Origin of the sequence: uncultured Agathobaculum sp., assembly GCF_963927765.1 — a bacterium.
Lineage (GTDB): Bacteria > Bacillota > Clostridia > Oscillospirales > Butyricicoccaceae > Agathobaculum.
On record NZ_CAWVCU010000030.1, the window covers coordinates 1 to 18,014 of the forward strand.

Genomic DNA, 18,014 nt, shown 5'->3' on the forward strand with positions numbered 1-18,014 from the left:
CGACCTTGCGCAGCGCGTATTGCCGCAGATCGTCGTCAATTTTCATTTTTCTCTCGACGATGGTAAACTTCATAACATCATCTCCTATCGGGCAGAATGCCCAAGATACTTTGGCGTTGCCGTCCGCCGATGGCTGCGGCCGCCATATGGGGTTTTGCTATATTCAGTATACCACGCCTTCGGGCAAAATGTCCAATCTATTTTACGCAAGTTCACAAATTGTTCAGCAGTTTCCCTAACCGTTCCTCAAATCTCGCCCTCTGCATGGCGCGTGACATGGCAGGAGATATTCACCACGCACGGCAGGCCTGCGATATGCGTGCCGAACGGCTCGATCGCACAGGAAAGCGCGGTCACTGTGCCGCCGAGTCCCTGCGGGCCGACGCCCGAGGCATTGACCTTGTCCAGAATCGCCTGCTCCATTTCCGCATACAGCGGATCGGCGTTGTGTTCTCCCACCGGACGCAGCAGCGCGCGCTTGGCCAAGAACGCCGCCTTATCGCTCGTGCCGCCCAAACCTACGCCGATCACGATCGGCGGGCAGGGGTTCGAGCCTGCGTTGATGCAGGCATCCGCAATGAAATCCACGATCTGCTCTTTGGTCGCAGCGGGCGTGAACATCTTCATCGCGCTCATATTCTCCGAACCGAACCCCTTGGGCGCAACCGTAATGCGCACCTTGTCACCCGGCACGATCGAGGTATACAGCACACACGGGGTGTTGTCGTTCGTATTCTCGCGGCGCAGCGGATCGCCCACGACGGACAGGCGCAGATAACCGTCGATATAGCCGCGGCGCACACCCTCGGTCGCCGCGTCCTCAAATGCGCCGCCCGTCAGGTGCACGTCCTGTCCGACCTCGGCAAACACGATCGCCATGCCGGTGTCCTGACAGACCGGCACATCGTTTTCGCGCGCCAAATCGCAGTTTGCGATCATCTCACCGAAAATCTCCCTGCCCAGCGGCGACTGCTCAGCCTGCTGGCCGTCCACGAACGCCTGCCGCAGATCAGCGGGCAGGTAATAGTTTGCGTCGATGCACAGCTGCCGCACCAGCTTTGTTACTTCCGAAACGTCGATCGTTCTCATGTTGTCCTCCTGTATTCCAGTGCGCCGTTTACCCAAACGGCCTGCACTTGAGTTGCAAAATCCAGCGGGTCGCCGCTCCACAGCACGCAGTCTGCATCCAACCCAACCTGCAAGCTGCCGATACGCTGCGCCATGCCCGCAATCTGCGCCGGCACCGACGTGACCGCGCGCAGCGCATCGGTTTTATCCATCCCCGCGCGCACGGCAAGCATCAGCGCCATCGGCAGAAGCCGCAGCGGAATCTCCGGGTGATCGACCGTGATGGCGGTCGGGATGCCCGCGCGGGCAAGAATCCCCGGTGCTGCATCGGTCAGGTTGCGCAATTCCGGCTTGGAGCGATCGGTCATATACGGCCCGCTCACGACCGGCACGCCCTCCGCCGCCAGCAAATCGGCCACCAAATGCGCTTCCGTGCCGTGCACAATGACCGGCTTGATAGCAAACTCCTTGGCAATACGCAGCGCGGTAAAGATATCGTCCGCACGGTGGGCATGGAAATGCGCCTCGATCTTACCCCAGAGCAGCGGCAGAAGCGCCTCCAGCTTTGCGTCGTAGTCCGGCCCGTCGTCCTCCGGGTCACTCTCAGCACGCTCTTTCCGCGCCAAATACTCCTTGGCCTTATATAACTGCTCCCGCATCAGCGCAGCCGTCGCCATGCGGGTGACCGGGCTTTCATCCTTATCGTGATAGACTGACTTCGGGTTTTCTCCGAGCGCAAATTTGATCGCCAGCGGCGCTTTGAGCACCATATCGTCCACCCGACGTCCCGCTGTTTTGATGAGCGCAATCTGCCCGCCGATTGGGTTCGCGCTGCCCGGGCTGACCGCCGTCGCGGTCACACCGGCCTCGACCGCTTCGCAGAACGCGCGGTCCATCGGATTGATGCCGTCGATCGCGCGCAGATGCGGCGTGACGGGATCGGTGTCCTCGTTGCCGTCCGCGCCCTCGAAGCCCAGCCCGTCCTCATACAGACCGAGATGGGAATGAATGTCGATCAAACCGGGTGTCAAAACACCGCCCGCGCCATCGAACACCTGCTCGCAGTCCGGTGGTGCCTGCGTGCCTGTGGCGACGATTTTCCCATCCTCGATGAGTACCCAGCCGGAAAAGCGCGTATCCGCCTCGTCCATCGTCCAAACGGTTACATTTTTGATCAGCAGTTGTTTCATGAAAACCTCTTTGAAAAAAGCATTGACATAACTGGCAAAATATGGTATATTAACCATGGCAGTTGAAAAGCTGCCATGCACCGTTCATATCTTTATCCCCACAATCCTACTTTTGGCGCTCTTCCGCGAGGAAGGGCGCATTTTTTGCGTGTTTCCGCAAAATCTGTCGGATACTGCGGGATAAAAACAAAACCGAGGTCGCCCTCGGTTTTTCTGTTTATCTGCGGCGACGCGAACCGTTTTTACGGTCGGTCGCATGACGAACATCCGCCTGACGGCTTTCGCTGTCCGACATAAACGCCTTCAATTTATCCTCGAAGCTCATCGTCGCAGGGTCCTTCGGCTGCTGTGCCGCACGCCCGCGCGGTGCAGCGGAACGCTGCTGAAAACGCGGTTGACGGGCCGCAAAACCGCCTGACCGCTCCGGCCGCTGCTCCTGTGGCTGCGCTTTCTTGATCGACAGGTTGATGCGTCCGGCCTGGTCAATGTTGATGATCTTGACCTTGACCGTCTGCCCTTCCTGCAGAAAATCTTTGATATCGTTGACAAAGCTGGACGCAACCTCAGAGATATGCACCATGCCCGACTTGCCCTCCGGCAACGCAACGAACGCGCCGAATTTGGTAATGCCCGTTACCTTACCTTCTACAATCGTTCCCACTGCCAAATCCATATAAGTTTTTTTGCCTCCGTTAATCTTTTCCCTTTTACCGGCTGGAGGTGTCCACAAAAACACGTTCCCCGGGTTCCGCATAGCTCAGCTCCGAACGGGCCAGTTCGCCGATGTCCTCTTCAGTAATGCCGTTCTGCATTTCCTGCCGCAGCTGCTCGTTGGCTTCCTCATATTCCAGCACCTGCTGGCTCAGGGAGTCGAGCTCTGCCCGTTTATCCGCGATCTGCGATTGCAGCCGAACGATTGTGACCACCGCATAAAGCAAAAACGCCAGCATCGCTATTTTTACCACAACCGGCATTTTCCGCTTTGACACTGTTATCTCACCTCGTACTGTCTGTCCGCGTCAAACTGATCTGAATTTTATTTTATACCTTTCCCACGAAAAATGGAAGAGGGTTTTGCAAACTTTTTCGCGAAAAATCGAATTTTCCCCACCAGCGGGCTTTGCCGCCAGCGCTGCCGGATGGTCCGGCCCAGCCAGCAGAGACCGGCGATCAACTGTACAATTCCCCGCAGCACGCCCTCGAGCACGGCAAGCACAGCAGCGCTGATCAGCTGAAAATACAAAACCGCGCCGCCGGCCGCGCCGGCCAGCACAAAATAGCGGCTCTGCCCCATCGCAAACAGCAGATTAAATTCGAAGAGTGCCGCCAGCAGCACCAGCCAGAACAATGCGTCGCACACCGCCGTCGCCAGCCATCCAAACCCGAACACCCGCCTCGGCGCGCGCAGCAGGTCATACACCGCGCCGATGCCCACGCCCAGCAGAATGCTTTGCAGAAACAGCCGCAGCTGCTCCTGATTGGAAAATACCTCCATGCCGTTTCACCCGCCGAACAGCCGTTTGAACCAGCTGCCGCGCGGCTGCACACTGTCGTCATATTCGATCAACCCGATCTCACCTTCCACGATCAGTTCCCCAGTCTCCAGCTGCAGCCGCTCGACATGCAGTCCCTGCCCCCGCACGACGACCATCCCGCGCACGGTTTCCAGCAGCACCTGTTCTTCGTCAAAGCTCTGCACATCCAAAACACCGGAAATGGACAGCTTCTCCCGCCCTTCCAGAATGATATTGTGCGGCATTTCCCTGTTGCGATCTTCGGATGCCATCAGCCATTCCCTCCCTGCAAAAAAACATCCCGCTCCCTTCATCCTATGAAGGGGCGGGATGTTTTAGCACCAAATCAGGAAATCTCCCGATACATAGCGGCTGCGTCTGCCTTGAGGGCATGCTCTGCGATGGCAAGCACCTCCACCTTCATGGTGCGCTGGCCGAACGCAATTTCAATGATGTCACCCATTTTGACCTGATACGAAGCCTTGGCAGGCTTGCCGTTGACCGTGATACGCGCAGCATCACACGCATCGTTCGCCACGGTACGGCGCTTAATCAGGCGGGAGACCTTGAGGTATTTATCCAGTCTCACGTTACTTGTTATCCACCTTATCCTTGAGAGTCTTGCTGGGCTTAAAGACCGGCGTGATCGCGGCAGCGATCTCGATCTCTTCACCCGTGCGCGGGTTATGCCCCGTGCGTGCCGCGCGCTGCTTGGTTTCAAACGAACCAAAGCCGCCGATCTGCACCTTATCGCCGGCAGCAAGCGCATCGCCGATGGCTGCAAACAGCGCGTCCATCGTTTTTTCCGTATCCTTTTTCGACAATCCGGTTTTGTCCGCAATCAGCGTGACAAAATCTCCTTTCTTCATGCCGTATTCCTCCGTTCTTTATTCCGCTGCTTTCGCTTTGGTCCAAAGCGCGTCTAATTCCTCCAGCGACAAATCAGACAGCGTCTTTTCCTCCTCATGCGCCTGCCGTTCCATCGACGCAAAGCGGCTGATGAATTTGTCGCATGTTTTTTCCAGCGCGCGCTCCGGGTCGACCTTCAAGTGCCGCGCGACGTTGACCATCGCAAACAGCAGATCGCCCAATTCCTCTTCCACGTCGCCGCTGCCGTTCATCGCCTGCTGCAATTCCGCTGTCTCTTCTTCGACCTTATCCAGTGCGCCCTGCACGTTTTCCCAGTCAAAGCCGACCTTTGCCGCTTTCTTTTGCAGCTTTTCCGCGCGGATCAATCCGGGCAGGCTGCGCGCCACGCTGTCGAGCGCAGAGGTGTCGGTCTCCTGATGCTTTTCCACACGCTTGAGCGCATCCCAGTTGCGCAAAATCTCCTCGGAAGAGCCGACCTCGACCGATCCGAAGATGTGCGGATGCCGGAAGATCAGCTTTTTGCACACGCCGTCCGCAACGTCTCCGATGTCGAATACGCCCTTCTCCTTTTCCATCTGCGTATGGAACACGACTTGCAGCAGCACATCGCCCAGTTCTTCCTTCAAATGCTCCGCATCCTGCTCATCGATCGCCTCACAGACCTCGTAGGTTTCCTCGATAAAGTTGCGGCGGATGGACTGGTGATCCTGCTCCCGATCCCACATGCAGCCATCCGGCGCACGCAGGATTTCCATGATCCGCAGCAGATCCTCAAACTCATATTTATCTTTTTGCTGAAAATCAACCATTTTTCGCACTTCCCGCTCACTTCAAATGTAGTATATTGGCAATTTTTTCGCCCTTCGGCAGCAACAGCACATCCTCGCGCTCCACGGCGCGCAGCAGCAGCAGCAAAACGACATACACCACCGCTGCAACTGCAATTGCGATCAATGTTGCCAGCTTATCCAAAAGCGTACCCGGCGCCGTATCCAGCACACGCAGCAGCACCGTATGGCTGAGATAGGTTGCCGCTCCCATGCCGATTGTAGCCGCGAGCGGCCGCCCTACTGTTTTGCCGAGCGGCGGCAGCGCATGCGACAGCCGCGCAATATGGAACAGATTGAGCAGCGCAATCAGCCAGTAGCACACTGCCGTGCTGATCGGTGCGCCCAGAATACCAAACTCCGGATTGCCGATCAGATAATAATCGCCCAGCATCTTGACCACCGCGCCCAAGAACATGGAGATCAGCGGCAAATCAATGCGCCCGAACGCCTGCAAAGTGGCGTTCGTCACCGCAACCAGCGCCACCGCCGGCACAGCAAAGCCCAGCATCGCCATAAGCGGGCCGCCCTGCTCGGATACGCCCACCGAATAGAACATCCGCAGGATCGGGCTGGACAGCAACAGGAATCCCGCACCTGCCGGCAGCGTGATAATCATAGTCAAACGCATAGCCGTTCCCATGGTTTTGGACACCTTAGTAAAGTTCTGCGATGCCCGCGCACTGGCAATAGTAGGTAATACGCTCACCGCAAGCGCTGTAATCAGTGTCTGCGGCAGGTTGAAGAAATTCACCGTACCCGTATAGATGCCGTAGGCGGTCGTTGCCGCCTCAGCTGTCATGCCGACCGCCGGGCTTTGCAGCCGCGCGGCAATCAGTGCCACATCGATCAGGTCAGTCAGGCTCATAACCGCCGAACTGATCGTGATCGGAATGGAAAGCGAAAGCAGCGTTTTGACCAGCTCCCGCGTCGGCCGCACCGCGTCGCTGAGCAGCTGTACCCTCTCACTGCGGCGGCGGCTGATGCCCGCCTGAATCATCATATAACCGGCTGCCACCACTTCGCCCAATGTAACACCCAGCACGGTCAGCGCTGCAACGACCGAATCGTCCATACCGTTCTGTTTGGCATAGTACGCAAGACCCAGACCGGCAAACAGCTTGCCCATCGCCTCGATCACCTGCGAAACCGCGGTCGGCACCATGTTCGCGCGTCCCTGATAATATCCGCGGAATACCGAGATGATGGCGACCATCGCAACGCTCGGCGCAATCGCCATGACTGCCAGCCGCGCATCCGGGTTCTTGATCCAGCCTGCAAACGTACCCGCGCCGAAGAACAGCACTACCGTCGCCAGCACGCCGACTGGCACAAAAATGCCCGCCGCCACGCGCACGATGCGGCGCACCTCACGCTCACGCCCGCAGGCGGTCGCCTCAGCCACCATTTTGGACAGCGCAGCAGGCAGGCCGACCGTCGAGATTATGAGCATCGCGGTATAGATGCGGTATGCCGCGCTGAACAGGCCGAACGCCGGGGACTCCTCCCCGCCGATCATGTTCTGCAGCGGAATCTGGAAAAACGCGCCGATCACTTTTACAATCAGGCTCGCCACCATCAAAATGACCGCGCCTTGGATAAAATTCTGTTTTTTTCGCTGCAAACAATACACGCCCTTTGCTTTTTCTTATATTACCGTATGGCAGGGCGCTCCAAAATATGTGTTCACAGCGCGCCGCCGCAGCCCGAGCAATACGCATCCTCTCGGCTGCATGTTTTGCCGCAGTGCGGGCAGACCACGATCGTCTTCATCCCCGCCAGCTCCTCACGCAAAGCCGCGATCTTCTCCTGCTTTGCGTCTACCGCGGTGATTTTTTCATCCATTTCGTCGTTTGAAACCTCGCTGCCGCGGTGCAGCTCATAAACCATTCGCCCAATCTCCTTGTAGAGCACCTCGCACTCGGTATTGAGATCGAAAATCTGCAAATTGATGCGGGTCGCACCGGCCAGCTCGGTCGCCTTTTTGCCCGCGACATCCGCCGCACGGCCAGCAGCCTTGCCGGTTTTTTCCGCCATCACTTTGATTTTGTCCAGAAACGATTGTACCTTTGCATCCATCGCCCATCGCTCCTTCCACGCGGCTAAAGACCGCCATATTTGGTTTATTATACTTCACACCCTGCCAAAAAGCAAGGTTTTGTGCCTGTTTCAGCCGATAAACTCATGCAGCACCGAATCCTCCGGCAGGAAATCCATATAATCAATCGGCGCCACCTGCCCCAGCACCGCGCCGATCGGCGCAAGATCCGCTGCGGGCAGCGCCTCTGCATACTGCTGCAGCCGCAGCGTCAATTGCTGCATCAGGATGCACAGTTCATACGGCAAAAACGTATCCACCGTCAGGTTAGCCTGCCCACGATACGGCGCGATATACAGACGCTCGCCCCGTCGCACCGAATTCCACTGATGCAGGGTTTCCTCGACCGGGGAGTTGCGGAACAGACTGTCGCGCATGGCGCGGCGCAAAAAGCGCAGCATATATGGCTCCAGCCGTGTTCCCTCTTCGGAGACGACCGCGCTGGCCACCGACAAATACACGCCAGTCGACGCATGCGCCAGATCGCCCATGATAACGGGATTGAACGAATGGATGCCCTCGATGAGCACCACCTCGTCCGGGTCGAGCCGCAGCGTGCGCGCATCTGGAATCGAAGTGCGCGTTTCAAAATCAAACCGCGGCAAACTGATTTCTTGTCCTTCCGCCAGCTGCGCCAGATGCTGACTGAGCAGCGGCAGATTCATGCAGTCCGGGCTTTCCAAATCGGGTACACCGTTTTCCGGGTCGGGCGGAATCTCGTAGGTGCCGACCGTGCGATAATAATCATCCATTGAGATCATCTCGGCATGGATGCCATGCGCTTTCAACGCGCGCGCGATGCGGTCATTGGTCGTGGTCTTGCCCGAAGAGGACGGCCCGTTGATGAGCACGATCGGCTTGTGCGTGCTGTTGCGCGCGATCTCTTCCGCCACGAAAAGCACTTGCTCATGATATTGCTGTTCACAATCCCGGATAAACTCCGCCGCATCATACCGCGCGCGGTGATTGATATATTTGAGCGTGTATTCCGCCATAACCCGTTCCCTCCTTATTGCTTGGGAAATAGTAGCTTGCGTTTGCCATCTGCCAGCCGGTCGGCGGCTCGGATGTACTCGAGCGGATATTTGGGATTGTTCGTCCGCCCAATCCAGCCGGTCGCGCGCTCGACGCGCTTGGACACGCCGCCCGCGCCCAGCGACAAAATGGTCTGCAATTCCTCCATCATGGTCACATTGTAAAAGCATTCGGTATCCGGTTTACACCAGCCGACGTTTTCAAAGCCGCCGGCGGTGAACTTCTGCCGGTACAGATAGTATGGCCCGTACCCCGCCGTTTGCAGCGCTTGCGCCGCGCCGTCCAGCATGCGCGAAACCGTATCACGCTGTGCAGAGGCCGCCGCTTTATCCGTCAAATCTGCGCCGCGCTTGATCGCCAGCGTGTGCACCGTGATATTTTCAGGCGCAAGACCGATCAGCGTGTCGATCGTGCGGGCGAAGCTGTCCGCCGTGTCTCCGGTTAGACCCGCGATCACATCCATGTTGATTGCATCGAAGCCTGCCCGCCGCGCTTCTTGATAGGCGCACAGCACATCTTGTGCGCTGTGCCGCCGTCCGATAGCGGCGAGTACCGCATCCTCCATGGACTGCGGATTGATGCTCACGCGCCCGACGCCTGCCGCCCGCAGCGCCGCCAGTTTTTCCGGCGTAATCGTATCCGGTCGCCCCGCTTCCACAGTATATTCACGGAGTGCGGAAAAATCAAAGCTTTTTTCCAGCACCGCGAGCAGACGCGCCAGCTGTTTTTCGTCCAGCGTAGTCGGCGTGCCGCCGCCGATATACACACTCTGCACCCGCTTGCCCGCCTCGCGCACGAGCGCAGCGGTCTCCTCGATCTCTCGGCACAGCGTATCGAGGTACGGCTCGATCAGATGACCCGACTGCGCGGTCGTGGACGAAACGAACGAGCAGTAATAGCACCGCGACGGACAAAACGGAATGCCGACATAGAGCGAAATATCGTCCGGGCCGATCGCGCGGTCAAGCTCCATCGCAGTCGCCGCCGCACGAATGGTCAGCGCCGTGCGGGCAGGCGAAACATGGAAATGCTCCCGCAGATATTCCGCCGTTTCGCCGCGGCTCATGCCGCGCTCAATGAGTCCGCGCGCGAGCTTTGCCGGACGCACACCAGTCAGACTGCCCCAAACGGGCGGCTGCTGCAGCGCGGGCACGACCGCGTCGTATACAGTCGTTTTGACCAGTTCAGTTACCGTGCGTTTATAGTCGAGCGGCTGCAATCCTGCAACCGACGCACTACGCACACTTTCCCGCACCATACCGTCCAGACAGACGATTGCTTTTGCCTGCGCCTGTCCGTCCGTCTCGGTGAGAATGCTGCGGCACCAATCGCCATCCTCTACCGCATCCACACGCGTCAGCGTAATGGTCGGCAGCAGATGGAACAACATTTCCTCCACGGCATGCTTGAGCGCATGCCCTTCCATGGTATAAACCATCACTTACCGACCGCCTGCAGCATATACGAATTGGCAACACGTTCCTCGGACAAGGTCGAAAGCCCCTCATGTCCGGGCAGCACCTTATAGTCGCCCTCCAGATCGTGCAGACGCTTGAGCGAGTGCAGCATCTGGCTGAAATCGCCTCCCTCAAGGTCGCAGCGGCCGCATTCGTGACGGAACAGTGTGTCACCCGTAAACAGGCAGTCCTCAATCTGAATGACCGACGAGCCGGGCGTGTGTCCCGGGGTGTTCATATAGGTCGCGATCAGGTTGCCAAAGGCGACCTTCGTACCCTCGGTTGCCACAATATCCGGCGTGTCCTCGATATAGCCACGCGCCAGTGCGCGGAACGGGCGCATGTTCTCGTGCTTGAGCAACCACAGGTCTCCCTCCGGCACGACATATTTTGCGCCGGTCTTTTCCAGCACCTCATGCGCGGCGAGAATATGGTCGAAATGCGCATGCGTCAGCAGCACATACTTGACCGTCAGCTTTTCCTCCGCCACAGCATGAAGGATTGAGGGCGCGTTGTCGCCCGGGTCGATCACCGCGGCCTCACAGCTGTTTTCGTCATAAACAATATAGCAATTGGTAGCTACCGCACCAACGCAAAGCTGCATGATTTTCATAAGCATGATCTCCTTTCCGTCACCGCATCTGCGCGGTGTCCATCCACAGGGTAACCGGGCCATCGTTGAGCAGATCGACCTTCATATCCGCGCCGAACTCACCGGTCTCGACCGGCAGGCCGCTCTCGCGGCAGCGCGCAATAAACGCTTCGTAGAGCGGAATCGCGGTCTCCGGCCGCGCCGCCGCGGTAAAGCTCGGGCGGTTGCCCTTTTTGCAGTCGCCGTACAGCGTAAACTGCGATACGACCAGAATCCCGCCGCCGACGTCGGCAAGCGACCGGTTCATTTTATCATTTTCATCGGTGAACACACGGAGTTTGACCGTTTTATCGGCCAGATAAACCGCGTCATCCACCGTATCTCCGTCCGTGATACCGAGCAGGACGAGAAAGCCTTGCCCGATTTGCCCGCGCACTGCGCCGTCGATCGTGACCGACGCACGCGACACACGCTGAATCAGTGCCCGCATAGTTTCCCTCATTTCCGGCGCGACTGCCGCGCCCTCCTTATTTGGAAAAGGGGCTGCGACAGCACGCAGCCCCTTTCGCTCTTTCATTTTAGCACAGCTTCGAGCCGGCTTCAATCGCATCATCGAGCATGAGCAGATTGAGTTTGCCGTCCTTCTCGGCGGACAGCAGCATACCGTTCGACTCCTGCCCCATCATCTTGCGCGGCGGCAGGTTGGTGACGGCAACAACCGTCTTGCCGACGAGGTCTTCCGCCTTGTAGTACTTCGCGATGCCGGACAGGATCTGGCGCGGCGTGCCCGAACCGTCGTCCAGCTGGAATTTCAGAAGCTTCTCGCTCTTCTTGACGTTCTCGCAGGCCAGCACCTTGCACACGGTCATATCGACCTTGCAGAAGTCGTCAAACGGAATATCCGGCAGGAAGGTGACAGCCGGCTTTTCCGGCTCCATCTGCGCCTTCTTCTCCTCCTCAATCTCGGCCAGCTTCTTCGGGATGTCGATGCGCTCGAACAGAATGGACGCTTCGCCCACCGATGCGCCCGCGGTCATGCCGCCGAACGCTGCAAGGCTCTCGACGCCCTTGTCCTCGGTGCCCAGCTGCGCGAAGATCTTGTCCGCCGTCTCCGGCAGGTACGGGCGCAGCATGGTCGCCGCAAAGCGGATGGATTCAAGCAGGTTGTACAGCACCGTGCCCAGACGGCCCTTCTTGGCTTCGTCCTTCGCGAGCGCCCACGGCATGGTCTCGTCGATATACTTGTTCGAGCGGCGCAGCAGCGCAAACACCTCATCGATCGCGTCCGCAACGTGCAGGTCGGCCATGCGCTTTTCAACCGCAGCAGGCAGGCCAAGCGCAACTGCCTTCAGCTCGTCATCCACCGGCTCGGCATCCGCCGGAGCAGGCACGATACCGTCAAAATACTTTTTGGTCATCGCAATCGTGCGATTGACCAGATTACCCAGTACGTTTGCAAGCTCCGAGTTGATACGCTCGCAGATCAGCTCATAGGAGATCACGCCGTCGTTGGCAAACGGCATCTCATGCAGCACATAGTAGCGCACCGCGTCAACACCGAACAGACGCACCAGATCGTCTGCATAAATCACGTTGCCGAGCGACTTGGACATCTTGCCCTCGCCCACGAGCAGCCACGGGTGACCGAATACCTGCTTGGGCAGCGGCTCGCCCAGTGCCATCAGGAAGATCGGCCAGTAAATCGTGTGGAAACGAATGATATCCTTGCCGATGAGATGCACGTCGGCCGGCCAGAACTTCTTGTAATGCTCGTCATGGTTGCCGTCCGGATCATAGCCGCAGAAGGTGATATAGTTGGTCAGCGCGTCCAGCCACACATACACAACGTGGCCGGGGTCGAAATCAACTGGGATACCCCACGAGAACGAGGTGCGCGATACGCACAGGTCTTGCAGGCCGGGCTTCAAGAAGTTGTTGACCATCTCGTTCTTGCGGCTCTCAGGCTGGATAAACTCCGGATGCTCCTCGATGTGCTTCATCAGACGATCGGCATACTTGCTCATGCGGAAGAAGTAAGCCTCCTCCTCCGCATCCACGACCGGGCGGCCGCAGTCCGGGCAGCAGCCATCCTTGAGCTGGCTCTCGGTCCAGAAGGACTCGCAGGGCTTGCAGTACTTGCCCTTATAGCTGCCCTTGTAGATATCGCCCTGATCGTACAGCTTCTTGAAAATCTTCTGCACTTTCTTCTCATGCATCGGGTCGGTCGTGCGGACAAACTTGTCGTAGGTGGTGTTCATCAGGTCCCAGATCTCCTTGACCTGTCCTGCGACATTGTCGACGTGCTGCTGCGGCGTGATGCCCGCAGCCTCCGCCTTTTCCTGAATCTTCTGGCCGTGCTCATCGGTGCCGGTCTGGAAATAAACGTCATAGCCAGTCAGGCGCTTATAGCGCGCGATGGCGTCGGCCAGCACGATCTCATACGTGTTGCCGATATGCGGCTTTGCCGAAGTATAGGCAATCGCCGTCGAGATATAGTAGGGTTTCTTGTCCATCTTTTCCTTCTCCTTTATCCTTAGGTTTGCGAAATTTTATCCGTTTTCATACGCATGTTGGCAAAGAAACAAAAAGCCCTCCTCCCCGAATGAATATCATCCAAGGACGAGAGCAAACCGCTTCCGTGTTACCACCTTGCTTCACGCGCCCCTCGCGGCGGCGCGCCTTAACGGGTACTGCCATACCCCGATCCGATAACGGGAATCTCCCGCCGCAGCCTATGGCGGGCATACCGCCGGTCGGTGCGGTGCTCCGAGGCCATTTTCCACCGCGCCCTTCGCATCCCGCTTGCACCATCCGGGACTCGCTTTGCCGTACTGCGCCGCGTACTTTCCTCTTCATCGCCGTGTTGCCGATATAATGGTTTCATTATAGCATTGCCCGTGAGCACTGTCAAGCGCGCGAAACGGCGGGAAAACCCGCCGTTTCGATCTGCATTTTGGTTTATTGCGGGGTGCCGTCTCCGCCCTGTCCCGGCCAGGAGTCGGTGAAAGAGGTGTCCTGCGGTCCCATGACCGGCGTTATCGGTGTGGAAAGATACTCGTACATGCCGAAGAAGGAAGTCATCTCATAAGCATTCAGGAATGCACCCAGCAGAATCCCAAGGCAAAGCGCCGCGATGAGCGCCGTCACCAGAATTGCAATGCCGGTGCCGCCCTGTACCAGAACCAGACCGGCAACGCCAAGACCGCTGCACAGATAAACAGCGCCCAGCAGCAGGATATACCAACCAATAAAGCTAAGCACAAACACAAACAGCTTGCCGTACTGCCCTTTAAAGGCCGCAGACGCTTCACGCGTTGCATCCCAGACGCTGTGCGTCTCATCGTCGCACAGGATGGCCCAACCCGCGCTGTAAGTCATCACCTTGATCTCGATCGGGATGAGCGCAATGATGTACAGAATATTGAGAACCGTCAACACCACGGAAACACTGTTCGCATTGCCGTTCATCGCCGCGCTGATTGCCAAAGAAAACGCCAGCACCATATACACAATGGTCGGCGCGATCATCCACAGGATCGAGCGGAACGCCAAACAAAATTCCATCTTGATGCCTGCCCATGCCGAACGGAGCGAGGTGAAGGGCTTGAACAGGGTGCTGACACCCGGTTCCTCCCCACGCTGCAATCCCAGATAAAACCGCATCATGCCCAAGGAAAGGGGGCCGCTGATAACGATCATCAGGAACACCACGATCCAAACGGTATTCATGCTCTGTGTCAGTGCCATGCTGAGCATATACTCATCGGTGTATCCCGCCATCACCATGGCAAACACCCGGCCGAACATCGACAGATACATCATCAGGAACAGCAGCACAAACGGCACTGCATACAAAAAGTTGATGCCAATACAGCGTCCCAGATTGTTCATCACCCGTCCCTTACAGGCTTTCTTGATCTCTTTGCGCGTCTGCGCGGTAAACTCTTGTTTCATCCGTCATCCTCCTACCGATGCTGATATTTGATGTTATGAAGCCGCCTGCGTTTGCTAGCTTGCCGTTTCCGTTGCGCTGTCCCCGGTCGAGCCGGATGCTCCATCCGACGCGGTCTCTCCGCTGCTCGTTTCGTTTCCTCCGGTCGATGGGGTTTGCGTCGTAGTGGGTGCCGGCTGCTTGGTTCCGACATACACGATCTTATCACGCTTGACATAGTTGGACGTATTGGCCAGCACCTCGGTTGTTTTTCCGTTTTCTGTAATCACCTTGTAGGTGCGTGTGGAATAGCCGGTGATCGGGGTCGTATCAACACGCGTCTGTCCAACCATCATCGAGCTGTCCTTTTTCTCGATTGTCTGTGGAGAATAGGTTTCCAGCACCTCGGTACGGGTTTCCACCGTTTTGTCGCTGGTCTTGGTGCCAACGATGGTCATAATCATCTTGCCATCTGTTTGCTCAGCCAAAATCTTGATGGGGTAATCCGTATTGTTTTTGAACCGGAAATCCAAATTGCCGTAATCCACGGTTGCGTCCTCTCCGAGCGGCGTATACGCCACGGTAAAGGAATGGTTATGCCGCTCGGTGACCTCCAGATCCGCGCGCAGCACCGCCATATACAGTGTAGACGAAGGCTGGCACACGCCGCCGCCAAACTCATCGACAACCTGCCCGTTGACGTAAGCGCCTGCCGGCTTGTAGCCACGCGCTTCGGTGCGCTCTCCGACGACCGTGTTATACGAAAACTCATCGCCCGGATTGAGGATTGTACCGTTGATGGATGCCGCCGCCAACCGGACATTGTTGGTGCGTGCGGTATTGCTCTCATCCAGTGAGGTCGAGGTCTGCGCGAGCGTATCCTTGAACAGCTTGGTCTTAAGATCCTCCGCTGTCACCTTCGCAGCCGTTGTGGTGATGGGAATGGTATAGCTTTCCGCCGAGCCGTCCCCGATGATGCTTCTCGCCTCTTCCACGTCAAACTGCACGCCGACCTTTTCCGGAATGATGGTTTTGCCATCCTCCTTGCTGACCGTCGCGCTGACCGGATCGCCAATCGTCTCTTCCGCGATTTTGTCGATATCAATGGCCGGAGCATCGGTCAGCTCAGTCGACACCTCATAGGGTTCAAAATCCATCAGGCGGATCTTTTCCTCCAGCAGCGACCGCACGGCATCCGTATCAAAATTCACGCCCGGCTTGCCTGCATGGATCGTCATCGTGTCCGTGCCGATCTCCCACGTCGGTTCGACCGGCTCAGTCAGCGCCTTGGAAACGATCTCTTCCAGCGCTTCTGTCAGCCCGTCCTCGTCAACCTGTGCGGCGATCTGCGCCTCGTTCATGCCAACCGCCGCTTTCACCACATCCCACATCCGGGCAAACGGGTTGCCCGTTCGGCCCACGGCATAGGCATTTTTTACCGACTGCGTTTCGTCCACGCTTTCCAGCACATCGCGCACCGGAATGTCATACGTCGTGTCATAAATGGTCAGCGACAGCTTCGCATCTTTGTAAAGCGACTCACTTTTACCGGCGACCTGTTTTTCCGCCTCACTCTTCGTCATTGCACCAACCGGAATGGTTCCGACCGTAACACCGGGGAAAACATTCGGATAAAGATAGGTGAAGCCGCACAATGCAACCAGCAGCAGGGCGACCATGCCGCCCGCGATTTTCGCAGCCAGCGGCACACGCATTTGCTTTTTTCCGTTTTGGGAAGCAGCCGTCTTTGCGGTGCGCTTGGCCACATGCGTTCCTTCCTTCTGTTTATTTTTCAGGATGCTCAACTTGTTCTTCCTCTTTTCCGCTATTTATATATGCAGATATGCGAAACATCATACAATTTACCGAAAAAAACAAAAATCAGCATATCCACAGCCATTCGACATGATTCGCCGCTCTTATTATATACTGCAATAGTGGGGGAAGCAATAACAATTCGGTAAAATAAAAAACAAGCCTATTTTTATCCCGCAAACAGCAGAAAGCACCGTCAAAGACGGTGCTTTCTGACAGTTATATAAGCTTTTATACGTTAAAGCGGAAGAGGACCACATCTCCGTCCTGCATCACATATTCCTTGCCCTCCGAACGAACCAGACCCTTTTCCCTTGCTGCTGCAAGCGAACCGAGTTCAATCAGGTCCTTATACTGGATCACTTCCGCGCGGATAAAGCCGCGTTCAAAGTCCGAATGGATTTTACCAGCTGCCTGCGGCGCCTTGGTACCCTTTTCGATCGTCCACGCGCGTACCTCCTGCTCACCCGCGGTCAGATAGCTCATCAGGCCAAGCAGGTCATAGCAGACCTTAATCAGACGGTCGAGGCCGGATTCATGCAGCCCCAGCTCGGACAGGAACATTTCCTTTTCCTCTGCGTCCATCCCGGCGATATCCTCTTCCAGCTTTGCGCAGATCGGCAGCACCATTGCGCCCTCTGCGTCCGCAATTTTCTGCACGGCCGCCAAGCGCTCATTTTCGGTTTTATCGCCAGTGAAACCCGCCTCGTCCATATTGGCGGCATAGATCACCTTTTTCGCGGACAGCAGATCGCTTTCCCCGATCACGCGCTGTACGTCATCATCGTCGGCAAAGCCTTCAAAGGTACGGGCGGTCTTGCCTTCCTCCAGGTGCGCCTTGAGCTTTTCCAGGATATCCACATCCGCCAGCAGCTTCTTGTCCGCCTTGGCGGCCTTGCGCGTACGCTCAAGACGGCGCTCGAGGTGCTCAATGTCCGCGAGGATCAGCTCAAGGTTAATCGTCTCGATGTCGCGCGCGGGGTCGACCGAGCCTTCGACATGCACGATGTTCTCATTTTCAAAGCAGCGCACGACGTGCACGATTGCGTCCACCTCACGGATGTGGGACAGGAACTTGTTGCCCAGTCCCTCTCCCTTGCTCGCGCCGCGGACCAGACCCGCGATATCGACGAACTCAACCACGGCAGGCGTGGTCTTTTTGGCGTTGTACAGCTCGGTCAGCGGCTGCAGGCGCTCGTCCGGCACGGCGACCATGCCCACGTTCGGGTCAATGGTGCAGAAGGGATAGTTTGCACTTTCCGCCCCCGCCTGTGTGATTGCGTTAAACAGTGTGGACTTTCCCACGTTCGGCAGTCCGACGATACCTAATTTCATATATCTCTACATCTCCTTAAAAAATGCTGTATTTACAAGGTTTTTCGCGCTTTGGCGTTTTGGCGGCTACGCCATTTTTACGCCATTTGCGCATCGACTGGTATGAAGTTATATCAACATACGCTGCTAAGTTGAAATTGCTTGACCGCCTGATCCAGCGTTTCATCGGTTACGTGGACATACCGATCCATTGTTGTTTTAATGCTGGCGTGTCCCAGCAGCTTTTGCAGCACTTTCGGCTGCATTCCGCTTTCAATCGCACGGGTTGCGTAGGTATGGCGC

21 protein-coding genes are annotated in these 18,014 nt (G+C 57.1%); 1 reads left to right on the forward strand and 20 read right to left on the reverse strand.

Features of this window, described 5'->3' with window-relative positions; genetic code table 11:
* Positions 1–239 (forward strand): hypothetical protein (locus tag ABGT74_RS01870; RefSeq protein WP_346704228.1); only part of this gene is annotated, 239 nt, incomplete at its 5' end.
* A gap of 7 nt (positions 240–246) precedes the next feature.
* On the opposite strand, the gene ABGT74_RS01875 is transcribed toward ABGT74_RS01870, so the two are convergent.
* The 20 genes from ABGT74_RS01875 to ABGT74_RS01970 form a co-directional block, all read right to left on the reverse strand.
* Positions 247–1,089, reverse strand: a complete 843-nt coding sequence (locus ABGT74_RS01875) for a fumarate hydratase (RefSeq protein WP_346704229.1) — start codon at positions 1,087–1,089, stop codon at positions 247–249.
* Positions 1,086–2,258 (reverse strand): amidohydrolase, encoded by a 1,173-nt coding sequence (locus ABGT74_RS01880; RefSeq protein WP_346704230.1) that lies wholly within the window; start codon positions 2,256–2,258, stop codon positions 1,086–1,088. The genes ABGT74_RS01875 and ABGT74_RS01880 overlap by 4 nt, the downstream gene beginning before the upstream one ends.
* A gap of 217 nt (positions 2,259–2,475) precedes the next feature.
* The gene (locus ABGT74_RS01885; protein WP_297283253.1) at positions 2,476–2,931 is read right to left on the reverse strand and encodes a S1 RNA-binding domain-containing protein; all 456 of its coding nucleotides are present in this window, start codon (positions 2,929–2,931) and stop codon (positions 2,476–2,478) included.
* Between the two features lie 34 nt (positions 2,932–2,965).
* The gene (locus tag ABGT74_RS01890; protein WP_297283254.1) at positions 2,966–3,247 is read right to left on the reverse strand and encodes a septum formation initiator family protein; all 282 of its coding nucleotides are present in this window, start codon (positions 3,245–3,247) and stop codon (positions 2,966–2,968) included.
* A 47-nt stretch (positions 3,248–3,294) separates the two neighbouring features.
* A complete protein-coding gene (gene yabQ, locus ABGT74_RS01895) occupies positions 3,295–3,753 on the reverse strand; it encodes a spore cortex biosynthesis protein YabQ (RefSeq protein ID WP_297283255.1) in 459 nt (152 codons plus the stop codon).
* A gap of 6 nt (positions 3,754–3,759) precedes the next feature.
* Positions 3,760–4,044 carry a sporulation protein YabP gene (gene yabP / locus ABGT74_RS01900; RefSeq protein ID WP_346704231.1) on the reverse strand — a complete coding sequence of 95 codons (285 nt, stop codon included), beginning with the start codon at positions 4,042–4,044 and terminating at the stop codon, positions 3,760–3,762.
* A gap of 74 nt (positions 4,045–4,118) precedes the next feature.
* On the reverse strand, positions 4,119–4,361 hold the full coding sequence (locus ABGT74_RS01905; protein ID WP_297283257.1) for an RNA-binding S4 domain-containing protein: 243 nt from the start codon (positions 4,359–4,361) through the stop codon (positions 4,119–4,121).
* Between the two features lies 1 nt (position 4,362).
* Complete coding sequence (locus tag ABGT74_RS01910) at positions 4,363–4,641, reverse strand: HU family DNA-binding protein (protein ID WP_297283258.1); 279 nt, start codon at positions 4,639–4,641, stop codon at positions 4,363–4,365.
* 18 nt (positions 4,642–4,659) lie between these two features.
* Positions 4,660–5,451, reverse strand: a complete 792-nt coding sequence (gene mazG, locus ABGT74_RS01915; protein WP_346704232.1) for a nucleoside triphosphate pyrophosphohydrolase — start codon at positions 5,449–5,451, stop codon at positions 4,660–4,662.
* Positions 5,452–5,467: 16 nt separating this feature from the next.
* Positions 5,468–7,093, reverse strand: a complete 1,626-nt coding sequence (locus ABGT74_RS01920; protein ID WP_346704233.1) for a polysaccharide biosynthesis protein — start codon at positions 7,091–7,093, stop codon at positions 5,468–5,470.
* A gap of 62 nt (positions 7,094–7,155) precedes the next feature.
* Complete coding sequence (locus ABGT74_RS01925; RefSeq protein WP_346704234.1) at positions 7,156–7,548, reverse strand: hypothetical protein; 393 nt, start codon at positions 7,546–7,548, stop codon at positions 7,156–7,158.
* A 90-nt stretch (positions 7,549–7,638) separates the two neighbouring features.
* Positions 7,639–8,562, reverse strand: coding sequence for a nucleoside kinase (locus tag ABGT74_RS01930; RefSeq protein ID WP_297283262.1), 924 nt, complete (start codon positions 8,560–8,562; stop codon positions 7,639–7,641).
* A 14-nt stretch (positions 8,563–8,576) separates the two neighbouring features.
* On the reverse strand, positions 8,577–10,040 hold the full coding sequence (gene hemZ / locus ABGT74_RS01935) for a coproporphyrinogen dehydrogenase HemZ (RefSeq protein ID WP_346704242.1): 1,464 nt from the start codon (positions 10,038–10,040) through the stop codon (positions 8,577–8,579).
* The gene (locus tag ABGT74_RS01940; protein WP_346704235.1) at positions 10,040–10,672 is read right to left on the reverse strand and encodes an MBL fold metallo-hydrolase; all 633 of its coding nucleotides are present in this window, start codon (positions 10,670–10,672) and stop codon (positions 10,040–10,042) included. The genes hemZ and ABGT74_RS01940 overlap by 1 nt, the downstream gene beginning before the upstream one ends.
* Positions 10,673–10,691: 19 nt before the next feature.
* Positions 10,692–11,141, reverse strand: coding sequence for a D-aminoacyl-tRNA deacylase (gene dtd, locus ABGT74_RS01945; RefSeq protein WP_346704237.1), 450 nt, complete (start codon positions 11,139–11,141; stop codon positions 10,692–10,694).
* Between the two features lie 88 nt (positions 11,142–11,229).
* The gene (gene metG, locus ABGT74_RS01950) at positions 11,230–13,164 is read right to left on the reverse strand and encodes a methionine--tRNA ligase (RefSeq protein ID WP_346704238.1); all 1,935 of its coding nucleotides are present in this window, start codon (positions 13,162–13,164) and stop codon (positions 11,230–11,232) included.
* Between the two features lie 445 nt (positions 13,165–13,609).
* The gene (locus ABGT74_RS01955) at positions 13,610–14,605 is read right to left on the reverse strand and encodes a DUF975 family protein (RefSeq protein WP_346704239.1); all 996 of its coding nucleotides are present in this window, start codon (positions 14,603–14,605) and stop codon (positions 13,610–13,612) included.
* A 54-nt stretch (positions 14,606–14,659) separates the two neighbouring features.
* On the reverse strand, positions 14,660–16,387 hold the full coding sequence (locus tag ABGT74_RS01960) for a VanW family protein (protein WP_346704240.1): 1,728 nt from the start codon (positions 16,385–16,387) through the stop codon (positions 14,660–14,662).
* 241 nt (positions 16,388–16,628) lie between these two features.
* Positions 16,629–17,732, reverse strand: coding sequence for a redox-regulated ATPase YchF (ychF, locus tag ABGT74_RS01965; RefSeq protein WP_346704241.1), 1,104 nt, complete (start codon positions 17,730–17,732; stop codon positions 16,629–16,631).
* A 113-nt stretch (positions 17,733–17,845) separates the two neighbouring features.
* The coding region (locus ABGT74_RS01970) for a tyrosine-type recombinase/integrase (RefSeq protein ID WP_346704243.1) at positions 17,846–18,014 on the reverse strand (169 nt) is incomplete at its 5' end.

Coding starts and splice junctions, on each gene's coding strand:
- metG (WP_346704238.1), bottom strand. CDS start 13,164: ATGGACAAGAAACCCTACTATATCTCGACGGCGATTGCCTATACTTCG.
- ABGT74_RS01930 (WP_297283262.1), bottom strand. CDS start 8,562: ATGGCGGAATACACGCTCAAATATATCAATCACCGCGCGCGGTATGAT.
- ABGT74_RS01875 (WP_346704229.1), bottom strand. CDS start 1,089: ATGAGAACGATCGACGTTTCGGAAGTAACAAAGCTGGTGCGGCAGCTG.
- ychF (WP_346704241.1), bottom strand. CDS start 17,732: ATGAAATTAGGTATCGTCGGACTGCCGAACGTGGGAAAGTCCACACTG.
- ABGT74_RS01910 (WP_297283258.1), bottom strand. CDS start 4,641: ATGAAGAAAGGAGATTTTGTCACGCTGATTGCGGACAAAACCGGATTG.
- hemZ (WP_346704242.1), bottom strand. CDS start 10,040: ATGGTTTATACCATGGAAGGGCATGCGCTCAAGCATGCCGTGGAGGAA.
- ABGT74_RS01955 (WP_346704239.1), bottom strand. CDS start 14,605: ATGAAACAAGAGTTTACCGCGCAGACGCGCAAAGAGATCAAGAAAGCC.
- ABGT74_RS01880 (WP_346704230.1), bottom strand. CDS start 2,258: ATGAAACAACTGCTGATCAAAAATGTAACCGTTTGGACGATGGACGAG.
- mazG (WP_346704232.1), bottom strand. CDS start 5,451: ATGGTTGATTTTCAGCAAAAAGATAAATATGAGTTTGAGGATCTGCTG.
- yabP (WP_346704231.1), bottom strand. CDS start 4,044: ATGGCATCCGAAGATCGCAACAGGGAAATGCCGCACAATATCATTCTG.
- ABGT74_RS01940 (WP_346704235.1), bottom strand. CDS start 10,672: ATGAAAATCATGCAGCTTTGCGTTGGTGCGGTAGCTACCAATTGCTAT.
- dtd (WP_346704237.1), bottom strand. CDS start 11,141: ATGCGGGCACTGATTCAGCGTGTGTCGCGTGCGTCGGTCACGATCGAC.
- yabQ (WP_297283255.1), bottom strand. CDS start 3,753: ATGGAGGTATTTTCCAATCAGGAGCAGCTGCGGCTGTTTCTGCAAAGC.
- ABGT74_RS01885 (WP_297283253.1), bottom strand. CDS start 2,931: ATGGATTTGGCAGTGGGAACGATTGTAGAAGGTAAGGTAACGGGCATT.
- ABGT74_RS01925 (WP_346704234.1), bottom strand. CDS start 7,548: ATGGATGCAAAGGTACAATCGTTTCTGGACAAAATCAAAGTGATGGCG.